Here is a 17,742-nt window from a genome sequence, read left to right on the forward strand (position 1 = left end):
AGGCTTTTCGTGCTGTGGCATACTGCCACCCTATGAATGGTGCTCCAGCGAAAACACGGGGTGAAAGCGCAACCTATTTCGTTGATCCCCGCCTCCCTGGCCTCGAGTTCTTTCAGGCCACTTTTGTCACGCACAATTTCGCGCGCCACGTGCACGAGTGCTACGCCATCGGCGTTATCGAACAAGGGGCGCTCCGCTTCGATTATCTCGGTCGTGAACATGTTGCCCCTGCTGGCAGCGTGAATCTGGTTGTTCCTGGTGAAGCGCACAACGGGGACGCCGGTCACGGTGACGGGTGGAGCTACCGCATGTTGTATCTTGCGCCCGATGTGGTGCAACGCGCGGTAAGGCAATGTGGCTACAAGGGAGACCTCCCCCATTTTCCAAAAGGGGTGCTGCAAGACCCGGAACTGGCGGCCGGCGTGCTGGCGCTGCATCAAGGGGCGCAGACAGGCAAGGCCCCTGGCCTGGCGCTGGATCATGCGCTTTTGCGTCTGCTGGCGCGCTGGGTGCGGCGTCATGCCGAACGCCCGGCAAGACCAATCAAGGCTGGCAGTGAACCTGTGGCCGTGCACAGGGCGCTGGAGTTCATGCGCGCCCGCTTTGCAGAAGATATCCGACTGGAGGAACTGGCTGCCGTGACCGGTCTCAGCCCGTTTTACCTGGCCCGGATGTTCAGCAAAAGCGTTGGCGTACCGCCGGGGCGCTATCTGGTGCAATTACGGGTGCAGGCAGCAAAGGCAATGATGCAAGGGCAAGACCCCCTGTGCGAAGTGGCCGTCAATTGCGGCTTTGCCGATCAGAGCCACATGACGCGGGAGTTCAAGCGTATTCTGGGCGTGCCCCCTGGCGGCTACCGCAAGATGATTCAAGACCGTTGATCTGCGGCGCGATACAAGGTTGCCATCCTGCATAGAGGAGGCACACGTGTCGCAACAAGAATCCCCTGCAATCCCTTTTGGCGCCCTGCGCGATCTGACCCTGGCCATGATCATTGTGGGCAGTTCGGTCACGGTGGGCGCCCATCTCATTGGCTCAACAGCCGGCATACCCGTGAATCTCGCCCTTGGCGTGCGTTTTGTCACTGCCTGCCTCATCCTTACCCCGGTGTGCATCATACGTGAGGGGCGTTTGCCCCGGCTTGGCTTCCGGCAATGGGGGGTGGTTTTTGCCCAGGCGCTGTGCGGTGTTGTGCTTTTCAACCTGTTGTTGCTGGCTGGCTTATGTCACACCGACCCCGGTTCTGCCGGCATCGCCACCAGCACGACACCGGCGTGCATGGCCCTGTGTTCCTGGTTGCTGCTTGGGGAGCGCCCCGAACCGCGAATCTGGCTGGGGGTGGTGCTCACCGTTGCCGGGCTCATGGTTCTGCAACTGCCGGCATTGGTAGGGCAGGCTGGCGGCGGGGAATCCTGGCTGGGTATTCTCTATGTGCTTGGCGCGGTGGGGTGCGAGTCCCTGTTTTTGTTGCTCCGCAAAACCCTGCCGGAATCGCTTACGCCTTTGGGCGCGTCAACGGTGGTCAGCATGGCGGGCATGGTGCTGTTTTTGCCGATTGCCTTGGTGGAACTGCCAGGAGCAGACCTTGCTGCAGTGCCGCTTCTGACCTGGGGCGTACTCATCTACTATGGTGCCGGGGTTTCCGCAGCGGCCTATCTGTTCTGGTTCAGTGGCGTGGTGCGAGTCAGCGGGGGCGTTGCCGGGATTTTCACAGGGGTGCTGCCCCTCAGCGCCTTGGCGACCGCAGCCCTGTTTTTGGGGCGTCCGATCACGATTACCCACATTGCAGGGTGCGTTCTGGTTCTCGCAGCGATAGCGCTTTTATCCGGGATACGGGGAGGTGGGCAAAGGAAACTGGCTGACAATTGAGACGAACAGCAGGGGCCAGAATGAGCCCCCCTGCTGTGTGTGCAAAATAGGTGTCAGTTGCCCATGTACCAGCGCCCTAGCGCGACACAGGCCATGCCGACGGCAACCGCGCCGAACAGTCCTTTACTGCGCCAGGCCACCAGAAAGGCCGGCGCCGCGGCCCACAGAAAGACGTTGTCGGTTTCCAGGGCGATGCGTCCGTCCTGAATAAGCAGCGAGGGCAGCAGCAATGCAGCCAGCACGGCGCAGGGGATAAAGCTGAGCCAGCGGGCCAGGGCCGGGTGCAGACTGCGCTGCGCCAATACCAATGCAGGCAAGAGCCGGGGCAGGTAGGTGACGACCGCCATGCCCAGAATGATCAGGAAGACGCTTTGCTGGTCCATTGGGAGACTCCGAGTCCGATGGTTGCGGCCACGATGGTGGCCAGGATCACATGCCATTGGGTGCAGCCAAGGCTGTACAGAAGCACCGCAAGCCCCCCCGCAATGATGGCGACCAGGAAATGGGTGCGGGAGCGAACCTGCGCGACCAACAGCGCAAGGAACATGGCGGGCAGGGCAAAGTCCAGGCCATAGGGGCGTACGTCCTGTATCAGGCCGCTGGCTGCCAGTCCCAGCCAGGTGCCAAGAACCCATGCGGTTTGGGAAATGGCGTTAATGGCGAATGTTTCGCGCAGGTCGTCATTGCCGTTTGAGAAGCGCCCTGCATGGACGGCAAAGGTTTCATCCGTGAGTTCGGCCGTCATGGCCGCGATATGCAAGGGGCGCCATTTTTTGAGGTAGGGGGCCAACGCCGCGGACATCAGCATGTGCCGCAGGTTGACGATGAAGGTGGTCAACACCACGGCAAGGGGCGCTGCGCCGCCTGCCAACATGCCCACGGCGATCAACTGGGCGCTGCCGGCAAAGACAATTACCGACATTAAAAGAGTGTTCCAGGCTTCGAGCCCGGCTTTTTGCGCCAGAACACCGTAGGCAAAACCCACGGGGATATACCCCATGATAATGGGCAGCGCCTGTTGCAAGGCCGCACTGAAGGGACCGTCCGGCAACCGCCGCCACACTGTTTGCATGGCTTGCATGGTTCTGCTCCCACTCGCGTCAGGGGGGTGCCCCCCTGGTTCAGAAGTTTCAGATCGCTGCGCGGCGTCGGTGGGGGGAATATCCTGCTTCATCGGCCTGGTCATTGGTTTCCTCGCCCTTGGTGTCCCGTTATTTCACCGTTCCCCGCGCCCATCGCACTTTCTGCATTGCAGTAGAGCAGAAAAACTGTCACCATGACAGATACAATTTGTCATAAATGTTATATGACAGATGCCCGTTTCGGTATTTTTCTCTCTGTAACAGGAGAACACGCTGTGAGCCACCAGCCCGCCAATACAGACATTTTTCGTTACCGTGCGGTTGAGCGCCGCGTTCTTGAACTCATAGAAAACGGCGCGCTGCACCCTGGCGAGCGTGCGCCTTCACTCAGACAGATGAGCCGGCGCATGGGCGTGGGCATTGCCTCGGTGAACCATGCCTATTTGGAGCTTGAGCGCAAGGGGGTGCTGGATGCGCGCCCCCGTTCTGGATTCTTTGTGCGCGAGGCTTCTCCTGGGTTGGAACTGCCTGCGCCTGTTGCCAGCAAGCCGAGTTCCCCGCGGCCGAGCACACGCTCCGGGTTGATCCGTACAGTCCTGGAAAGCGTGGGTGACAAACAGTTGGCGCCGTTTGGGGTTGTGTGCCCTGAAGACGCCTTGCTGCCCGGCAAAATGCTTACGCGCCTTACAGCGGCCATTGTCAAGGAGCGTGGGGAAACGGCCATGGGATACGCCCCTGTTCCGGGGGTGGCGCATTTGCGGCGTTTGCTTGCCTGGCGCATGTCGGAGCAGGGCGCCTTGGTGCAGCCTGATGAGGTGGTTGTCACCAACGGCTGCATGGAGGCGCTTTCTATCGCATTGCGCAGCCTGACCCGCCCTGGTGATGTGGTCTGCATACAGTCGCCTACCTATTACTGTTTTCTTCAGTTGCTGGAGACGCTGGGGCTCAGGGCCGTGGAGCTTTCGTCCTGTCCGACATCGGGAATTGCGCCTGCGGATGTGGCGGCTGCGGTGGAGCGGCACGAGGTCAAGGCCTGTATTTTTTCCGGAAACTACAACAACCCGGATGGCGCGCTGACGCCCGAGCCAGCAAAAACTGAGATTGTAAAGTTGCTGGCGGCGCGGGGTATTCCCTTGGTGGAGGATGATGTCTCTGGCGACTTGTATGCAGGTGATGTGCGCCCTGGCAGTTTCAAGAGTCACGATAGAAGCGGCCTGGTGATTTATTGTTCGTCGTTTTCCAAGACCATTGCGCCGGGGTTTCGCATCGGTTGGATGGCGCCCGGGCGTTTTCTGCATAAGGCCTTGGAACTGAAAGCCACTACAAGTGTCTGCACCGCCAGCCTGACGCAGGAAGTTGTCGCCGCTTTTCTGGCGGGGGGTGGCTTTGAGAAACATTTGCATAAGCTGCGGCAGGAAGTGCAGCAGGTAATGCGCGCCATACGGCACCATGTGGCGGCGCAATTTCCGGAAGGGACCAGAATGACACGCCCCTCAGGTGGTTTGGTGCTGTGGGTGGAGTTGCCAGAGGGGAAGGGCGGTGTGCCGCTGGACGCTGTGGAACTGTTTTACCTGGCGCGCGAGAACGGTGTGGGCATAGCACCTGGCCCCATATTCACCACCCAGGACCGTTTCGCCAATTGTCTGCGGCTTAGCTGTGGTCTGAAGTGGAATGATCGCACCATGCAGGGGTTGGCAACCCTGGGACGTCTGGCCGGCCAGATGGGCGCGGTCTGATGCGAAACCCAGGCCGCTTGCCTGTTCGTGGCAGTTGGCCTGGGCTCAGGCAGCAGATAGCTTAGAGGCAGTATGGTTCGCTGCTGAAAGCAACACAGACTTCAGGAGTTTCCACCCAGGATGCACGGCAGGGGATGGCGCCGCCTTCCAGCCCATCCACAGGGAGCCGGATGTTCAGGAAAAACGTGTCCCCGACGTTTGGCGCCGTATCGCTGCTGGAAAGCAGTTTCAGGCGGGCGCCGTCGGCGGAGATATCCATAAGCGAGACCATGAATTGGTCCCGTTTGCACGCGCAAAGGTCTTTACTCCCCAAGGTGCATGACTCAAGCGTAATATGTGTTGCTGTCGGTCCTGTTTCGTTCTTGAATATCGTTTGCATGTTTGCCCCCGAATCCGTGGTTGCCCCCCAAAATGGCCTCACCGGTAGTCAAGATAATCCCCGGAAGGTCCGATTCCAGCGCTTAGCCGCACATCATAGTATTGCCCGATGAGCTGCCTGCGACAAAATCTGGCCCCGCCAGGATTGATGCAATAATCTCGCAATAAACGTATTATTGAAGTGTTCTTGCTGTCTTTGTGCTTTTGGAAGAATTCGCACTCTTCACAATTGTTACACATTGTTTACCCTTTTTACTTCCTTACAAGGACAAAGGTAGTTTATGCGTCGTTCAACAGCAAAGCTCTACAGAACGAGAAGTGATCTTATTACAAAAGTTGTGTCTTTCGTCTATCAGGAAAACCTTACCCGATGTGCTGACAAGGGAATAAAAAGGGGCGTATAAAAAAGATGGCATTGTCCAACCGGCCGGGATGTGTCATGAATGGTTGGCTGGAAACATCATTTATTGAATTTGGAAGAATATAGGGAATGATACCTCTCAAAGACAGTATACCCAGAGTGCACAAAAGTTGGGCTCTCTGGAGCATCTTGGTCGCCAATCTGGCCGTCTTCATTTTCCAGCTCGGGCTGAACGGGGAGCAGTCTTTCAGGCTGTTTCACCTTTTTGGCGTGGTGCCTGCCCGTTTTTTCGACCCGCAGTGGGCCATGCACGTAGGCTACCCCCCAGGGGGGTGGTGGACGCTTGTTTCCTACACATTTCTACATGGAAGCTGGCTTCACTTTCTGCTGAATATGTGGACGCTCTGGATTTTTGCCGACAATGTTGAGGATGTGATGGGGCCGGTGCGTTTCTTTTTCTTCTATTTCATTTGCGGGGCTGTCGCGGCAGGGGCGCACATGATCAGCAGCCCGGGAGACACCACCCCTGTTGTGGGTGCTTCCGGCGCGGTGGCTGGCATCATGGGCGCTTATTTTTTGCTGTATCCGCATGCCACGGTGCTGACCCTAATCCCCATTTTCATCTTTCCGCTGTTTGTGAACATCCCAGCCATTGTCTATCTGGGATTGTGGTTTGCAAGCCAGATTTTTTCCGGCCTTGCCACCAGAGGTCAGGCAGGAGGCGGCGTGGCTTTTTGGGCGCATGTGGGCGGTTTTGTGATTGGGCTGTCGCTTATGCCCTTGTTTCGGATAAAGAGTCGCTGTTACTATTGCTATGACAGGCAAGGCAAAAGTATTCCCCATAAGATGCGCGGCAGGTTGCCGTACGAAGATTGATACGAATGTCGCACAGGCTGTGCAACAACCAAGGAGGCGGACCATGAGCGGAGAAGGGTTTACCCAGGTTGTCATCATCAAGGGGCAGGAGTGCGCTTATGATCCAGAGCGGCAAATTGCCCAGATTTACTGCGAAGAATGCTCGGAACTGAACGAGGTCGAGGTTTATATTGAGGATGGAGAAGTCATTTTCCAGGGGTTTGTCTGCGAGAAGTGCGGCGCCTACAATGCGCCGGGTGATTGAATCGCAGTCCGATAAAGGAGGGCGGCGCTGATGGTCGTGCCCCATTTGTCTCAAAGGATGCGGCTGCGCCGGGCCTTTTTTTGGGAGCTGATTTATACCCACGCGGTGCCGTCGCTGTTTCTTGGCATTTTGTCCATCGAGCTCCTGGATTGGCTGACACGTCAGGCCTTCGACCTGGAAACCGTCAACAATCCCGCGCGGCTGCTCCTGGTTATGGCGGTGAACGGCGTTTTGGTGGCGATTGTCGTCAGGCTTTATCAGCTCTGGAAGCGACACTTGTACGGGCGCATAGGACTGGACCTGTACAATATCACGCTCACGCCCAAGCAACAATTTGCAGCCGTTGCCGTTGGATTCATGAGTGGTGCGGTTAGTCTTGCACTGCTTTTGACAGGGTGGGGGCTATTACTTCTGACGATGTTCGCCCTCTCTGTGGCATTCGTCCATTGGCGTCTGTTCACACGTTTTGTCGTGCGCATGTTGCAGCCCAATAAGTTTGCGCGATGGAAGGATGTGCGCGTGCTGCTCTCCATCTACCTTACGCTGTTGTTTTGCTTCAGCCTGGCCAACGCCAGCCTGCACATGCTGCACTCCCTGTTGGGGCTGAAAGAGGCGTTTCTTTTCCCAGGGGAAAACGCCCCGCTTGTGTTCGATTCCTTTTATTTCACCGTGGTCACCATCACCACCCTTGGCTTTGGCGACATTCACCCTTTGAGTGTGGATGCCAAGCTGCTTGTTTCCTTTGAGGTGCTTTCCAGCTACATGATGTTCGCGCTGATACTCGGCCTGGTGACCAGGGGCGTGTTGTTGCCTGGCAAGAACCCTGGTGAGCCTGAAAAAAAGTAGGCTGGATCAGACGCCATACAGGTAGTGGCAGACGTTGCACCCTTTTGGGGCAGGGGGCATGCAGCGCCGGGCATGGTTCAGCCCCTGCCGCAAATGCGGCAGGTCCAGCTCTCTGTGGGATATGTCGCTGAGGGCCTTGGAATAGGCGGCTTCGCGAGCGGAGAAGCGGTTGGATATGTTCTGACGACGTTTTGATTCTTCCCATATCTGCGCAAAATTCGATTCTGGGAGTCGTCCGTATTCCACTGTGGGCAGTGTGACAGGGGCGCCCAGGAAGGTGCTGTCTCCCCCGTATGCCAGATTGATGCACGGGCATACCCGGCCATCCGACGCAAGGAAAAAGGACGTGCGGGGGTCGTGTCCGCAGATGGGCAGTTCATCGGGTTTGACGCCGAAGTGCTCCACCTCAAGGCCGAGGCGCCTGCCCAGTCTGGTGGCTTTTTCCAGTGCCGTGCTTACCTTTTTGACCGCCTTGTCCTGCTCTGATTTTCCTGTTGCGAATACCCCCAGCCCTTTGCCGTGTTCACCGCGGATCACATCACATTGCTTGAATGTTAGGTGGTCGGCGCCCAAATCCGCTGCCAAGCGCACCATGTCGGCGATTTCTTCGATGTTTTGCGGCAAAAGCACGGTCTGGATGATGAGGTAGGGAGCCTTGGCTCTGTCACGGAGGGCGGTTAAGGTCCGGATGTTTGCACAGACCTTTTCAAAAGATGCGCCTTTGCGGATATGCTCATAGGTTTCTGCGGTGGCGCCGTCCATGGAAACCCCGAGCCAGTCCGCCCCTGCTTCAAGAATGCGGGCGGCCATGTTTTCGTCCAGCAGGGTTCCGTTGGTCAAAAAGCCCGTGGTGCAGCCCGCGGCTTTGGCCTGGGCGATTCGCTCCGGGAGTTCGGGGTGCAGCAACGGTTCGCCGCCCCCGGAAAGGTCAACAGAGTCGATCTGTTCCAGATGCGGGAGCAATGCCTCCCACACCGCGCGCTCCATGAGTCCGGAATCGGAGAGGATCTTGCGCACAGTATGCCAGGGGCACATGCTGCAGGCGATGTTGCAGGCCATGGATGTTTCCACCTGGGCAAGACGCCAACGCCGCCCCCGTTCGGTATCCGGCAGGGGGGCGAACCGATAAGGCCTGCGTGGCAGCGCCTTGTGCATAAGACGAGAAAATAGATTCATTATCAGCGTTTGGGCTCTGTGTCGTCGGGGCGTGCAGGGTGCGTGCGAAATTCTTCGGCCTTGATTCCCAGGCGTTTGAGGATTTTTTGCAGCGAGACGCGTTCCAGGCCGCTGTGGCGGGCTGCTTCGGAAACATTGCCCCCCGTATTGCGGAGCAATTCACGCACATAGGTGTTGGTAAAATCGTCAACGACCCGAGCCTTTGCCTCCTTGTAGGGCAGTTGCGTCGCCTGTTCCTGATCGGGCTGACGCATGGCGTTCTCTGCCATGTAGACCTGGGGCATGTCCAGAACTTGTGACGGCGCAAATACCGCCAGCCGGCGCATGAAGTTCTGCAGCTCGCGTACATTGCCGGGCCATGCGCGCGACGCCAGGAAGCTCAGGACCTCAGGGGCTATGTCCTTGTCCGGCAAGTTCATTTCCCGGCAGCTGTTGGTCAGAAAATGCCTGGCCAACAGGGGAATGTCGTCCGAACGGTTGCGCAAAGGGGGCGCCTGCAAGTGCAGCACATTCAACCGGTAGAAAAGATCGTCGCGAAAGCTGCCGTCTTGCAGCTTTGCTTCCAGGTCCTGGTTGGTGGAGGCAATGATCCGCACATCCACCGGGATTGCGTGGTTGGTGCCTACAGGGCGGACTTCGTGCTCTTGAAGCACGCGTAGCAGCTTTGTCTGGATGTTGTGGGAGATGTCTCCGATTTCATCCAGCAACAGGGTGGAGCCTTCGGCCGAGACAAAAATTCCCTTGCGTTGGCGGTCTGCGCCGGAAAACGCGCCCTTTGCATGTCCGAACAGTTCGCTTTCAAGAAGTTCGTCAGGTATGGCAGGGCAGTTCACACCCAGCATGGGGCGGTCGCTTCTGGAAGAAAGATTGTGGATGGTACGGGCCACAAGCTCCTTGCCGGTGCCTGATTCCCCAGTGATGAGCACGGTGTAGTCGCTGGCGGCAACGGCCCGGATGCTTTCTCGCAGGTGTTGCATGGTCTGGCTTTCACCGATCAGCACCTTGCCAAGTTCGCTTTCCGCGACTTTTTGGCGCAACACCCTGTTTTCCCCCAGCAAGTGGCTCCGCTCCAACCCTTTGGAAACCACCTTAAAAAGGCTTTCCTTGTCCACTGGCTTGGTGATGAAATCGTAGGCTCCTGCCTTGACCGCCTCCACAGCAGTTTCGATGTTTCCGTAACCGGTTATGATGACGACAGAAAGCTCTGGCTCGCGAGCAAGGGCATGTTGCAGCAGTTGCAGGCCGTCCATGCCCGGCATGCGCAGGTCGCTGAGCATGAGGCAGACGCGCTCGCGGCCAAGGATTTCAAGGGCCCCGCTTGCATCGCTGGCCAGCAGACATTCACACCCGGAGGGATGCCCTTCCAAAAGACGGGCCAATCCGCGGATGTAGTCGAGCTGATCGTCAACCAGCAGAATCTTGCCGCAAGCGTGCATCATTTCACCTCATTTACAGGGTTGGGATCGGTTGCCTCCTGGGACGAGTAGGAAGGGTGGGCCGGCAACAGCAGTGTAAATGCTGCGCCGCCAAAATCGGAATGATTGCTGACAATGTCTATCCGGCCGCCGAGTTCCTGCACCAGGCCATACACAACCGCCAGCCCCAGCCCCGTGCCTTTGCCCACGTCCTTGGTGCTGAAGAATGGGTCGAAAATCCGGCCTGTATCTTCGGGGGGAATGCCGGGCCCGTTGTCGACGACCTGTACCTGCAGGAACAAATCTTTGCCGGAACCGTTCTTGCTCATACCGTCCTGGACATCTTCCGTTACGGTCTTGGCTGCGAGCAGAATATGCCCTTCCTGTTCCGGTGCGGCGTCCAAAGCGTTGAGCAACAGGTTGGCAAGTATTTGCTCCATGGCCATGGGGTCGCAATCAACAGTCGGCAGTTCGGGGGATAGTTTCATTTCCAGCACCGTGCCCCGGCGTTCTGCCTGAACAGTAAAGACAGAGGCGATTTCCTGTATGACGCTACCCGGGTCGCAAGGTTCCTCGGAAACTCGTTTGGGGCGTGCGAAATTCAACAGGTCCTGGAGTACTTTCTGGGCTTTGCGCGTGTGATTGATGATGACCCCCACGTCGTCGCAGTCCTGCTCCCTGGTGCAGGTGGTCTGCAACAGCTCGGCATAGGTGAGGATGACGCCCAGAGGGTTGTTGATTTCGTGGGCCAGGCCAGCCGCCATCCGACCGACGGTAACCTGTTTTTCATGCTGCTGGAGCTTGGCCAGCATGCGTTTTTCTGAGGTGTTTTCACGGGCGTAAACAACAACGCGCTCCCGCGCTTCTTCTTCGCTGTCGGGGGTGCCCCGCAGGGGATAGATGCTGACTATGAAGCTGCGCTCCATCTGCAGTCTGAGTTCGAATGAAACTGGTGCGCCCTGGTCCAGGGCCTGGTTGAGCGCACGCGAAACGGTTTCGCCCTGCTGTTGGCCGAAAAGACTGATAATCCCAACTCCTTTCGTGTCGGGAAGAACAGGCAGGGCAGGCTCTTCGCGTTCGCTGAGGGCAAACGCAGCCTTGTTGGCCATCAGCACGGTGGCGTTGCGGTCCATGAGCAGCACCGGATCGCTGATGCCTTCGAAAATGGACTGGAGCATGGCGTTTTGCTGCAACAGCCGGTCCTGGAAATTCAGGTTTTCCATGGCCACACCCAACAGACGCCCCAAAGCCATGAGCACGTCGCCGACCCGCTCCGGGTCGTAGCTGGCTGGCCTCCAGAACAGGCAGAGCAGCCCCTCCACTACGTCGCGCTGGGGCTGGACGGGAATATAGGCGCGGTCGGCAAGGAACAGGGGCTTGGCTTCGGTTATCAGCTCCTGCCAATTGTCCGGCATGGGCGGCCGTTCGTCGTTTTTGGGCCAGGAGTAGAAATTTTGCGTTGCAAAGGTGCAGACAAAGGCGGCCTGGGCAATGTCGTAGCGTTTGCAGATAAGCGGCAGGGCGCGTTCAATGAGCTGACGCCTGACATGGCTCTGGTTCAGCGTGCGCAACAGGCGTACAAACAGTTGCACATCCCTGCGCCGGTCCGCGGCCTCTCTGCCCAGGTCGGCCGTGCGTTCGTCCACCATCTTTTTCAGATTCTGGGCGTAATCTTCAAGCTTGTCCTGGGCTTGGCTCAGGTTTCGGGCCAGGTTTTCCACCCCGTGCATGACTTCTTCAATTTCGTTGCCGCTGCCCACGCCTTCCAGCACAGAGCTTTCGGCCCGCTCGTAAAAATACTTTGGAAAAACCATGGCGACACGCCGCAGATTGTAGACCACCAGGCGGTTGAAGAGCACGTTGGCAACAGCAAAACAGAAAAGGGCGCCCGCAATGGAAAAGGATACGGACCCTATGGTTGCGCCACGCACGTCGATCATGGCGGCGGAAAGGGGTACCAGAACTTCTGAAATGCCCACGATCTCCCCGGGGGAGCGGTTGAAACCACGGGTATCGCCGTAGCGTTCTATGAGTTGGGCCGGGGCCTTTTCAGGGGCGCCGTGGCAGTACAGACAGCTTTTTTCTATCTTTACAGGGCGCACGGTGCAGAAATATTCGCGGCCGCCAAAGGTCTCAAAGCCCGACCATTGCTTTGAGCCGGTATTGTCCTGAAAATGCTGGATGAGCCGGACTTCGCGGGGGGTGGCTTCAAAATCCGGATTACGGGCATCTATGGCCACCCGGCGATAGCTGTAGTCGGAATCCTCGAGCTGCGCGTTCTGCATGATCCTGCGGCTCACGTACGAGGAGCTCATGGTCTCCACAATGAACTCGTCTTCGGGAAGCAGCTGATACATGGCGGGGCGCAGCATGCTGCGCACATACTGCTGCACTGCCTGGGCCTGGGCCAGCACCAGTTCGGCTTTTGAGGAGGCTTCGGACTCGACCAACGCCCGCATGTGGGAGTAGAGCGCCGCCGCAAAAAGCAACCCACCGGCAAATGTGATGCCAGTGAGCCCGAGCAGAAACTTTGTCTGCAACTTTTTGGGCCAGCTGATGCTCATTCTTTTTGACAATTCATGGGGTGTAAACACATGGCAACACCCTGGGCAGTGCGTCCGTAACGACAGGTTCAGGCGAAGATTTCTTCTGCCTGCTCCTTGCGCAGGAGAACGCTGGAGCGTTCCATGGCGTCTATGATGCCGTTTGCGCCGTCCACGTTGTCCGGTAGCAGCGGTTTGATGGCGCCGTTGAAGCGCATCTCGGCATCATTCAACCTGCGTAACGTTTCGCGATAGGTTTTTTTGTTTCTATAGCCATTGCGCACCAGGTCCTCAAAAGAGCCGCCTTTGGCGCGGAGCAGCGTCGCATAATATTCCGCCAATATCTTCAGCCATGCCTCATAATGGTGGCGTATGGCGTCTGGCACGTCATCACTCTGGGCAAGGGTGGCGATATCTGGTGTGCGCGATTCTTCCAAAGCCGCGCATGTTTCGTCCAGTGTCTTGCTGCGGGTGATGAGATAGTTTTGCACGAAGTCCTTGCGCCCGTTGGAGGCCCGCTGGAGCTGGAAGAAGTGGAACACAAAGATGATGGGGATAAGAATCATCCATATGCCGACCTGCGGCAACTTGATGACCGCGCCGGAGAGCCTGTTGGCAAAAACGCGCTCGTGCTCATAGATGAGGTCGAGTTTTTCACGCATGGAAACGTCGTCTTTTACAACGTTTTGCTTCGCGTTTTTTTTCGCGTTGGGGCCAGAGGCCTCCGGTCGGCGCGCAGATTTTGTGTTGCTCATGTGCCGTTTGCTTCCTTGTTCTGCATCAGGGGGTCTGGAATGTGTTCATTGGGGAGAAAACAATACCCGAGAAACAGAATCGCGATGCACAACACGATGCCTGCGGCAAAGGGCCAGGTCAAGCCCCAGAACTTACCGCCATCCCCATAACGCAGGGCGTTGGTCAGGTAGCTTTCACCTTCGTATGAACCCTTGATTTCCGTATAAAGATAGGCGCCGGAATCAATGTCCTTCTCGATGATGACGTCAACGATTTTGTCGAAGGTGGGGATCTGCTTCTGCATCCAGGGGCCAAGGTACATGGCGAAGACCCAGAGAAACAAAACACTGCCGAGAATAACGCCCCAGGCTTTAGCGCGTGGCATGGGAGCTTTCTGACTGGTGGTTTCGCGTTCTTCTGTCATTTGTCGATCCTTGTAGGAGGGGCCGGCCACGCCGATGCGGCGCAGCCGGCCTGTTTGTTTTCAGTTTAGATGGTTGCCGTCAGATCGGGGAAGACAACGTAGAACATGATGTACGCCATGATCAACGTGAGCGCCAGGTTGAGAGACTGGCCGCAAACGTAGAGGATCAATGGCTTGCCGCCGCGGAAGTGCTCGCGCAGCTCGCGGAAGTTGGTGGCCAGACCGATGCTGACAAAGGACAAGGTAAAGAACCACTTGCGGAATAAGTCGCCCATGCCCTTGACAACGCCCTGGTCGATCATGGTTGCGCCCAGGCCTTCCACCTGGCTGTTGAAGTAGGTGAACAGCATGGAGAAGATGATGGAAGCCGCGATAAAGCCCAGAACGAACTTGGGAAAGCGGTACCAGATCTCCATGGGGCCGACCTTATGGCCGGTTTCCTGAGCTTCAACCCTTGTGGTGAAGTAGATGGCGATGAAGAAGGCGATGACGCCGATAAGTACGTTCTGGATCATCTTGATTGTGGCCGCAACATAAAGGGCCTTCTCACCCAGGAACGCACCGGCAGCGGCAACCGCGCCTGTTGCGTCGATTGTGCCGCCCATCCAGGCGCCACCCAGAATCAGCTGCTTGTCCACCGGGAAGGTGGCCTTGATGACGGCGGGCATGAAAATCATCATGATGGCGGTGAAGATCAGCGAAAGGCCGACAGAGAGAGTGAGCTCTTCCTTTTTGGCCTTACAAGCCGAGGCAGCCGCAATGGCCGCCGAAACACCGCAGACCGACATGTCTGAACAAATAACCGCGTTCAAACGTTTAGAAGGAATCTTTACCACCTTTTGACCGAACCAGTAGGTGATCAGCCAGACAGTAGGGGTAACGACCCAGGCCACGAAAATGCCTGCAGTACCGATGGTGATGATCTTTTCAAACAGAATGGTCGCACCCAGCAGTACGAGACCGGTCTTGATGTAGTACTCGGTCTGCACAGCCGGCATAACCCACTTTGGCGTGCCCACGGTGTTGCTTATGAGCATGCCGAAGAAAATGGCCCAGGCTGCGTAGCCGATGCCGTAGTACTTCATGGTGGCCTGTCCGCTGGCCAGCCAGGCAATGACGGTAAGAATGTAAATGTACGCGAAAGCCTTCAGAAATGCGCCGAAAGAATAGCCCATGGCTTTCATGCCGATGCCGAAGAAAACAGCGAATCCAACACCCAGGGCAATGATCCACGGAATGATGTTATACCCTTTGGCCGAGGCCTTGCCCTTCAGACTGCCTTCTTTAAGCTTGGCGTCGCGCCAATCACCAATGGCGGCTTTGGCCGCGGCGTTCAGCTCAGGATCGTTGAAGTTGGCCTGTTCTGCGATTTGCTCTGCGCCTATGGCTCCTTCCAGCGCTGCCGCAGTCGCTTGCTTGGCTTCCGCATAGGGAGCCTGGTACTTAGCGGCTTTTGCCTTTGCGGCTTCGTCACTCATGTAAAAGGCGTCAACAGGGTTGGCCGTCCACTTGTGAGGTTTGGAGGTCAGCTTCTTCATGAACTTACCGAAGTCGCTGTTCCGAGCCCGTACCTTTTTCTTGGCATCCATCATCTGATACCAGGCAACGGTCTTGAATTTCGTGGTTTTTGCAGCGTCTGCAGCGTACTTGTCCTCAATCTGCTGCACATCAGACTGCAGTGCGCCCGTGTTGGGGAAGTAGGCTATGACACCGACAAGGAGGAGAAAAAAGGCCAGCCAGATAGCCCACCAGTCCTCTTTTTTCCACATTTCCGACCATTCCCATCTACCTACGTCTTTTACGATTTGAGTTTCTTCTGCCATGGCGCCTCTCCTCGAATGTTTTGCGTCCGAAGACAGTTGGATTTTGTCATGCCAGTGGCCCGGGAAATGCCCTCACGGTGAGCGTAACGGTCACCACGTTTCCACGGACCATGGGCTTGCCTGTTTAATTGCCCTCTTAGAGCAAATTTGATGCCGTAGACGCAGTGAGCGTTTGTAGCGCGGTAAAAACTGGCTTAATAGCTGTAAATATTTGTTATTATAGTTTATTTTTGAAAGTGCTAGAAAGTAAGGAAGAGCAGCGCTCTTTACAGGAGGGAATACAAAGTCGCAAAACGCTAAAAAGGTGTTGCCGCTAGTTAGCAGCCTGTTGCCAGGAGTATGCAAAAAATACGTATTCTCTCTGGCCTAATTGTGCCCGTATGCTGTATAGTGTTCACAGGAGGTTTCCCGTGTCTCTTCGTCGTTTATTTGCGCCACTCGCTTCCTATGTGCCGCGATTATCGGGGCCTGTACGCCTGGATTGGCTGCAGGTTGGCGTGAGTTCGCGCAATATGACTGAGCTGAGCGGATATTCCCTGCGGGCTGTTTATAAGGACCAATGGGAAAACAGGGACTTGGCGTTAAAGACTTTTATGCAGATCCGCGACGACTTGCCCCATGTGGCCCTGGTCCACTTGCAAGGCTGGGGGGAGCCACTTTCTCATCCGGACTTCTTCAGCATGGCGGCTGTGGCACTGAAGGCCGGGTGCAGGGTCAGCACTTCGATTTTTGAGCCTTCTGTGCTGGATGATAAGGCCATTGAATCCCTGGTAGGGATGGGTGTGCACACCCTTACAGTGAATATTTCCTCTTTGGATGCCACTCGAAACAGGGAGCGCGCAGGTTTCAGCCTGGATGCTCTCTGTCGTGCTCTGGAGCGGATCGAACGGATAAAGACTGTCATGGGGAGCAGGAGCCCGCGCGTGATGGGGCTTTACTCGCTGTTTCGCTCCAGCATGCACGAATTGGACAGGCTTCCTGCCTTTTTGGGACGTTTCGGTGTCGAAACGTTGCTCCTCAATCCACTCAGTTTCGTGCCTGACGCCAATCTGGCCGCAGAGACAGTGGTGCCCGACAGCGAGGAGCAATATGTACAGCTCATGGAGCGTTTTGAATCGGTAAAGGCGCAGGCGGAAAAAAGGGGCATGGACGTGCACTACTTTCTGCTGCATGCAGAAAGGGGCGACGGGTGTCTGGAGAGCCCACACAGGGCGCTTTATCTGGGCCCGGATGGGGACGTTTCACCCTGCATTTTTTCCCAGTTTCCAGTTGCAGGGCGCGCTACCTATCAGTTCAAAGGGATGCAACTCCCCATGCAGCGCATCACCTTTGGCAATGTTCTGGAACAGCCTTTGCGCCATATTTGGAGCAATCCCAAGTACCGGGAATTTCGCAGTCAATGCAAAAGCACGGAGGGAGCGCCCGAATGCGGCAATTGCTGGCGCCCCCATATCCGTGCGTTTTAATGTCATTACGCGGCCGGTTCTTTATATCCACTCTTCCTCGGTTTTCGTCCTCTCATTCTGGACATCGCCCGTATTGAGCGTGCTTTTGGGTTCCATGAGCAGTATGTGTACTTCCTCATCCGCCACTGGCATGTGCTCGACACCCTTTGGGATTACACAAAGTTCTCCAGGGTGCAGGGTGATGTCGCCATCCCGTAGCCGGATGACAAGTGTGCCGGACAAAACGTGGAACAACTCGTCCTCGTTGTCATGCTTGTGCCAGAGAAATTCTCCCTGAATCTTTGCCACTTTAATGTAGTTTTCGTTGAGTTCGGCGATGATCTTCGGATCCCAGTGTTTACTGATGCGATTGAGCTTGTCATTGAGATTGATGCTGTGCATGGTTGTCCTCTTTGAAACGATTTTTTGCTTTTTTAACACGAGCAGAAGCCATAGGACAATTATCGCCAGCAGGCGAGGAAGGTGGAGTCAGGTATGCAGGAACACATGGAAAAGGTGATTATTTATGGTGGTGGCGGCGTGGCGCTGCTTTTCTACGCCTGGGCAGCCTGGAAAGGGGGGCGCGCCGGCTTTGGCAACCGTTTTCTTAGCTTCAACCGCGCCGGTTATATTACCAGGGATGAAAAACCGGGCCTTTTCAAAGGTATCATCACCGCATACATACTTGCAGGGTGTGCATTACTAGGTGTAGCTGCGTACCATGGCCTGCAATAAACGCTAACAATCCATTGCTTTCACACGCGTCATAAGTGAGGTGCATTTTTTCCA

The 17,742-nt window shown here is 56.6% G+C and carries 18 protein-coding genes; 8 read left to right on the forward strand and 10 right to left on the reverse strand.

Annotated elements, in window-relative coordinates:
* Nucleotides 1-32: 32 nt before the first annotated feature.
* Nucleotides 33-881 carry an AraC family transcriptional regulator gene (locus ACZ5EH_RS10790; protein ID WP_464278134.1) on the forward strand — a complete coding sequence of 283 codons (849 nt, stop codon included), beginning with the start codon at nucleotides 33-35 and terminating at the stop codon, nucleotides 879-881.
* A gap of 46 nt (nucleotides 882-927) precedes the next feature.
* Nucleotides 928-1,869 (forward strand): DMT family transporter, encoded by a 942-nt coding sequence (locus ACZ5EH_RS10795; RefSeq protein ID WP_464278135.1) that lies wholly within the window; start codon nucleotides 928-930, stop codon nucleotides 1,867-1,869.
* A 53-nt stretch (nucleotides 1,870-1,922) separates the two neighbouring features.
* Here the strand turns inward: ACZ5EH_RS10795 and ACZ5EH_RS10800 are convergent, their stop codons facing one another.
* Together ACZ5EH_RS10800 and ACZ5EH_RS10805 are read right to left on the reverse strand one after the other, a co-directional pair.
* Entirely contained in the window at nucleotides 1,923-2,252 is a 330-nt protein-coding gene (locus ACZ5EH_RS10800; RefSeq protein ID WP_464278136.1) for an AzlD domain-containing protein, read from the reverse strand.
* Nucleotides 2,228-3,055: an AzlC family ABC transporter permease gene (locus tag ACZ5EH_RS10805; protein ID WP_464278137.1), complete on the reverse strand. Its 828-nt coding sequence runs from the start codon at nucleotides 3,053-3,055 to the stop codon at nucleotides 2,228-2,230. The genes ACZ5EH_RS10800 and ACZ5EH_RS10805 overlap by 25 nt, the downstream gene beginning before the upstream one ends.
* Nucleotides 3,056-3,226: 171 nt before the next feature.
* Between ACZ5EH_RS10805 and ACZ5EH_RS10810 the strand changes: the two genes are divergently transcribed.
* Nucleotides 3,227-4,687 (forward strand): aminotransferase-like domain-containing protein, encoded by a 1,461-nt coding sequence (locus ACZ5EH_RS10810; protein WP_464278138.1) that lies wholly within the window; start codon nucleotides 3,227-3,229, stop codon nucleotides 4,685-4,687.
* 61 nt (nucleotides 4,688-4,748) lie between these two features.
* Here ACZ5EH_RS10810 and ACZ5EH_RS10815 read toward each other — a convergent pair whose 3' ends face one another.
* On the reverse strand, nucleotides 4,749-5,066 hold the full coding sequence (locus ACZ5EH_RS10815) for a hypothetical protein (RefSeq protein ID WP_464278139.1): 318 nt from the start codon (nucleotides 5,064-5,066) through the stop codon (nucleotides 4,749-4,751).
* Nucleotides 5,067-5,555: 489 nt separating this feature from the next.
* Between ACZ5EH_RS10815 and ACZ5EH_RS10820 the strand changes: the two genes are divergently transcribed.
* The 3 genes from ACZ5EH_RS10820 to ACZ5EH_RS10830 are packed head-to-tail and all read left to right on the forward strand — an operon-like array spanning nucleotide 5,556 to nucleotide 7,392.
* Nucleotides 5,556-6,302, forward strand: coding sequence for a rhomboid family intramembrane serine protease (locus ACZ5EH_RS10820; protein WP_464278140.1), 747 nt, complete (start codon nucleotides 5,556-5,558; stop codon nucleotides 6,300-6,302).
* 43 nt (nucleotides 6,303-6,345) lie between these two features.
* Nucleotides 6,346-6,546, forward strand: a complete 201-nt coding sequence (locus ACZ5EH_RS10825) for a hypothetical protein (RefSeq protein ID WP_464278141.1) — start codon at nucleotides 6,346-6,348, stop codon at nucleotides 6,544-6,546.
* A gap of 30 nt (nucleotides 6,547-6,576) precedes the next feature.
* The gene (locus ACZ5EH_RS10830) at nucleotides 6,577-7,392 is read left to right on the forward strand and encodes a potassium channel family protein (RefSeq protein ID WP_464278142.1); all 816 of its coding nucleotides are present in this window, start codon (nucleotides 6,577-6,579) and stop codon (nucleotides 7,390-7,392) included.
* 6 nt (nucleotides 7,393-7,398) lie between these two features.
* Here ACZ5EH_RS10830 and ACZ5EH_RS10835 read toward each other — a convergent pair whose 3' ends face one another.
* The 6 genes from ACZ5EH_RS10835 to ACZ5EH_RS10860 all read right to left on the reverse strand — a co-directional run bounded on the left by ACZ5EH_RS10835 (nucleotide 7,399) and on the right by ACZ5EH_RS10860 (nucleotide 15,508).
* Nucleotides 7,399-8,568: a radical SAM protein gene (locus ACZ5EH_RS10835; RefSeq protein ID WP_464278143.1), complete on the reverse strand. Its 1,170-nt coding sequence runs from the start codon at nucleotides 8,566-8,568 to the stop codon at nucleotides 7,399-7,401.
* Between the two features lie 2 nt (nucleotides 8,569-8,570).
* On the reverse strand, nucleotides 8,571-10,004 hold the full coding sequence (locus ACZ5EH_RS10840) for a sigma-54-dependent transcriptional regulator (protein WP_464278292.1): 1,434 nt from the start codon (nucleotides 10,002-10,004) through the stop codon (nucleotides 8,571-8,573).
* On the reverse strand, nucleotides 10,004-12,547 hold the full coding sequence (locus ACZ5EH_RS10845; RefSeq protein ID WP_464278144.1) for a c-type heme family protein: 2,544 nt from the start codon (nucleotides 12,545-12,547) through the stop codon (nucleotides 10,004-10,006). The genes ACZ5EH_RS10840 and ACZ5EH_RS10845 overlap by 1 nt, the downstream gene beginning before the upstream one ends.
* A gap of 68 nt (nucleotides 12,548-12,615) precedes the next feature.
* Complete coding sequence (locus tag ACZ5EH_RS10850; RefSeq protein ID WP_464278145.1) at nucleotides 12,616-13,281, reverse strand: NF038143 family protein; 666 nt, start codon at nucleotides 13,279-13,281, stop codon at nucleotides 12,616-12,618.
* Nucleotides 13,278-13,685 (reverse strand): hypothetical protein, encoded by a 408-nt coding sequence (locus tag ACZ5EH_RS10855; protein WP_464278146.1) that lies wholly within the window; start codon nucleotides 13,683-13,685, stop codon nucleotides 13,278-13,280. The genes ACZ5EH_RS10850 and ACZ5EH_RS10855 overlap by 4 nt, the downstream gene beginning before the upstream one ends.
* A 65-nt stretch (nucleotides 13,686-13,750) precedes the next feature.
* Nucleotides 13,751-15,508, reverse strand: a complete 1,758-nt coding sequence (locus ACZ5EH_RS10860; RefSeq protein ID WP_464278147.1) for a YeiH family protein — start codon at nucleotides 15,506-15,508, stop codon at nucleotides 13,751-13,753.
* 410 nt (nucleotides 15,509-15,918) lie between these two features.
* Here ACZ5EH_RS10860 and ACZ5EH_RS10865 point away from each other — a divergent pair, with 410 nt between their 5' ends.
* Nucleotides 15,919-16,974, forward strand: coding sequence for an SPASM domain-containing protein (locus ACZ5EH_RS10865; protein WP_464278148.1), 1,056 nt, complete (start codon nucleotides 15,919-15,921; stop codon nucleotides 16,972-16,974).
* 21 nt (nucleotides 16,975-16,995) lie between these two features.
* Here ACZ5EH_RS10865 and ACZ5EH_RS10870 read toward each other — a convergent pair whose 3' ends face one another.
* Complete coding sequence (locus tag ACZ5EH_RS10870) at nucleotides 16,996-17,355, reverse strand: cupin domain-containing protein (RefSeq protein WP_464278149.1); 360 nt, start codon at nucleotides 17,353-17,355, stop codon at nucleotides 16,996-16,998.
* A gap of 93 nt (nucleotides 17,356-17,448) precedes the next feature.
* Here ACZ5EH_RS10870 and ACZ5EH_RS10875 point away from each other — a divergent pair, with 93 nt between their 5' ends.
* Nucleotides 17,449-17,688, forward strand: a complete 240-nt coding sequence (locus ACZ5EH_RS10875) for a hypothetical protein (RefSeq protein WP_464278150.1) — start codon at nucleotides 17,449-17,451, stop codon at nucleotides 17,686-17,688.
* The last annotated feature ends 54 nt before the right edge of the window (nucleotides 17,689-17,742 follow it).

This window comes from Desulfovibrio biadhensis (genome assembly GCF_055388615.1).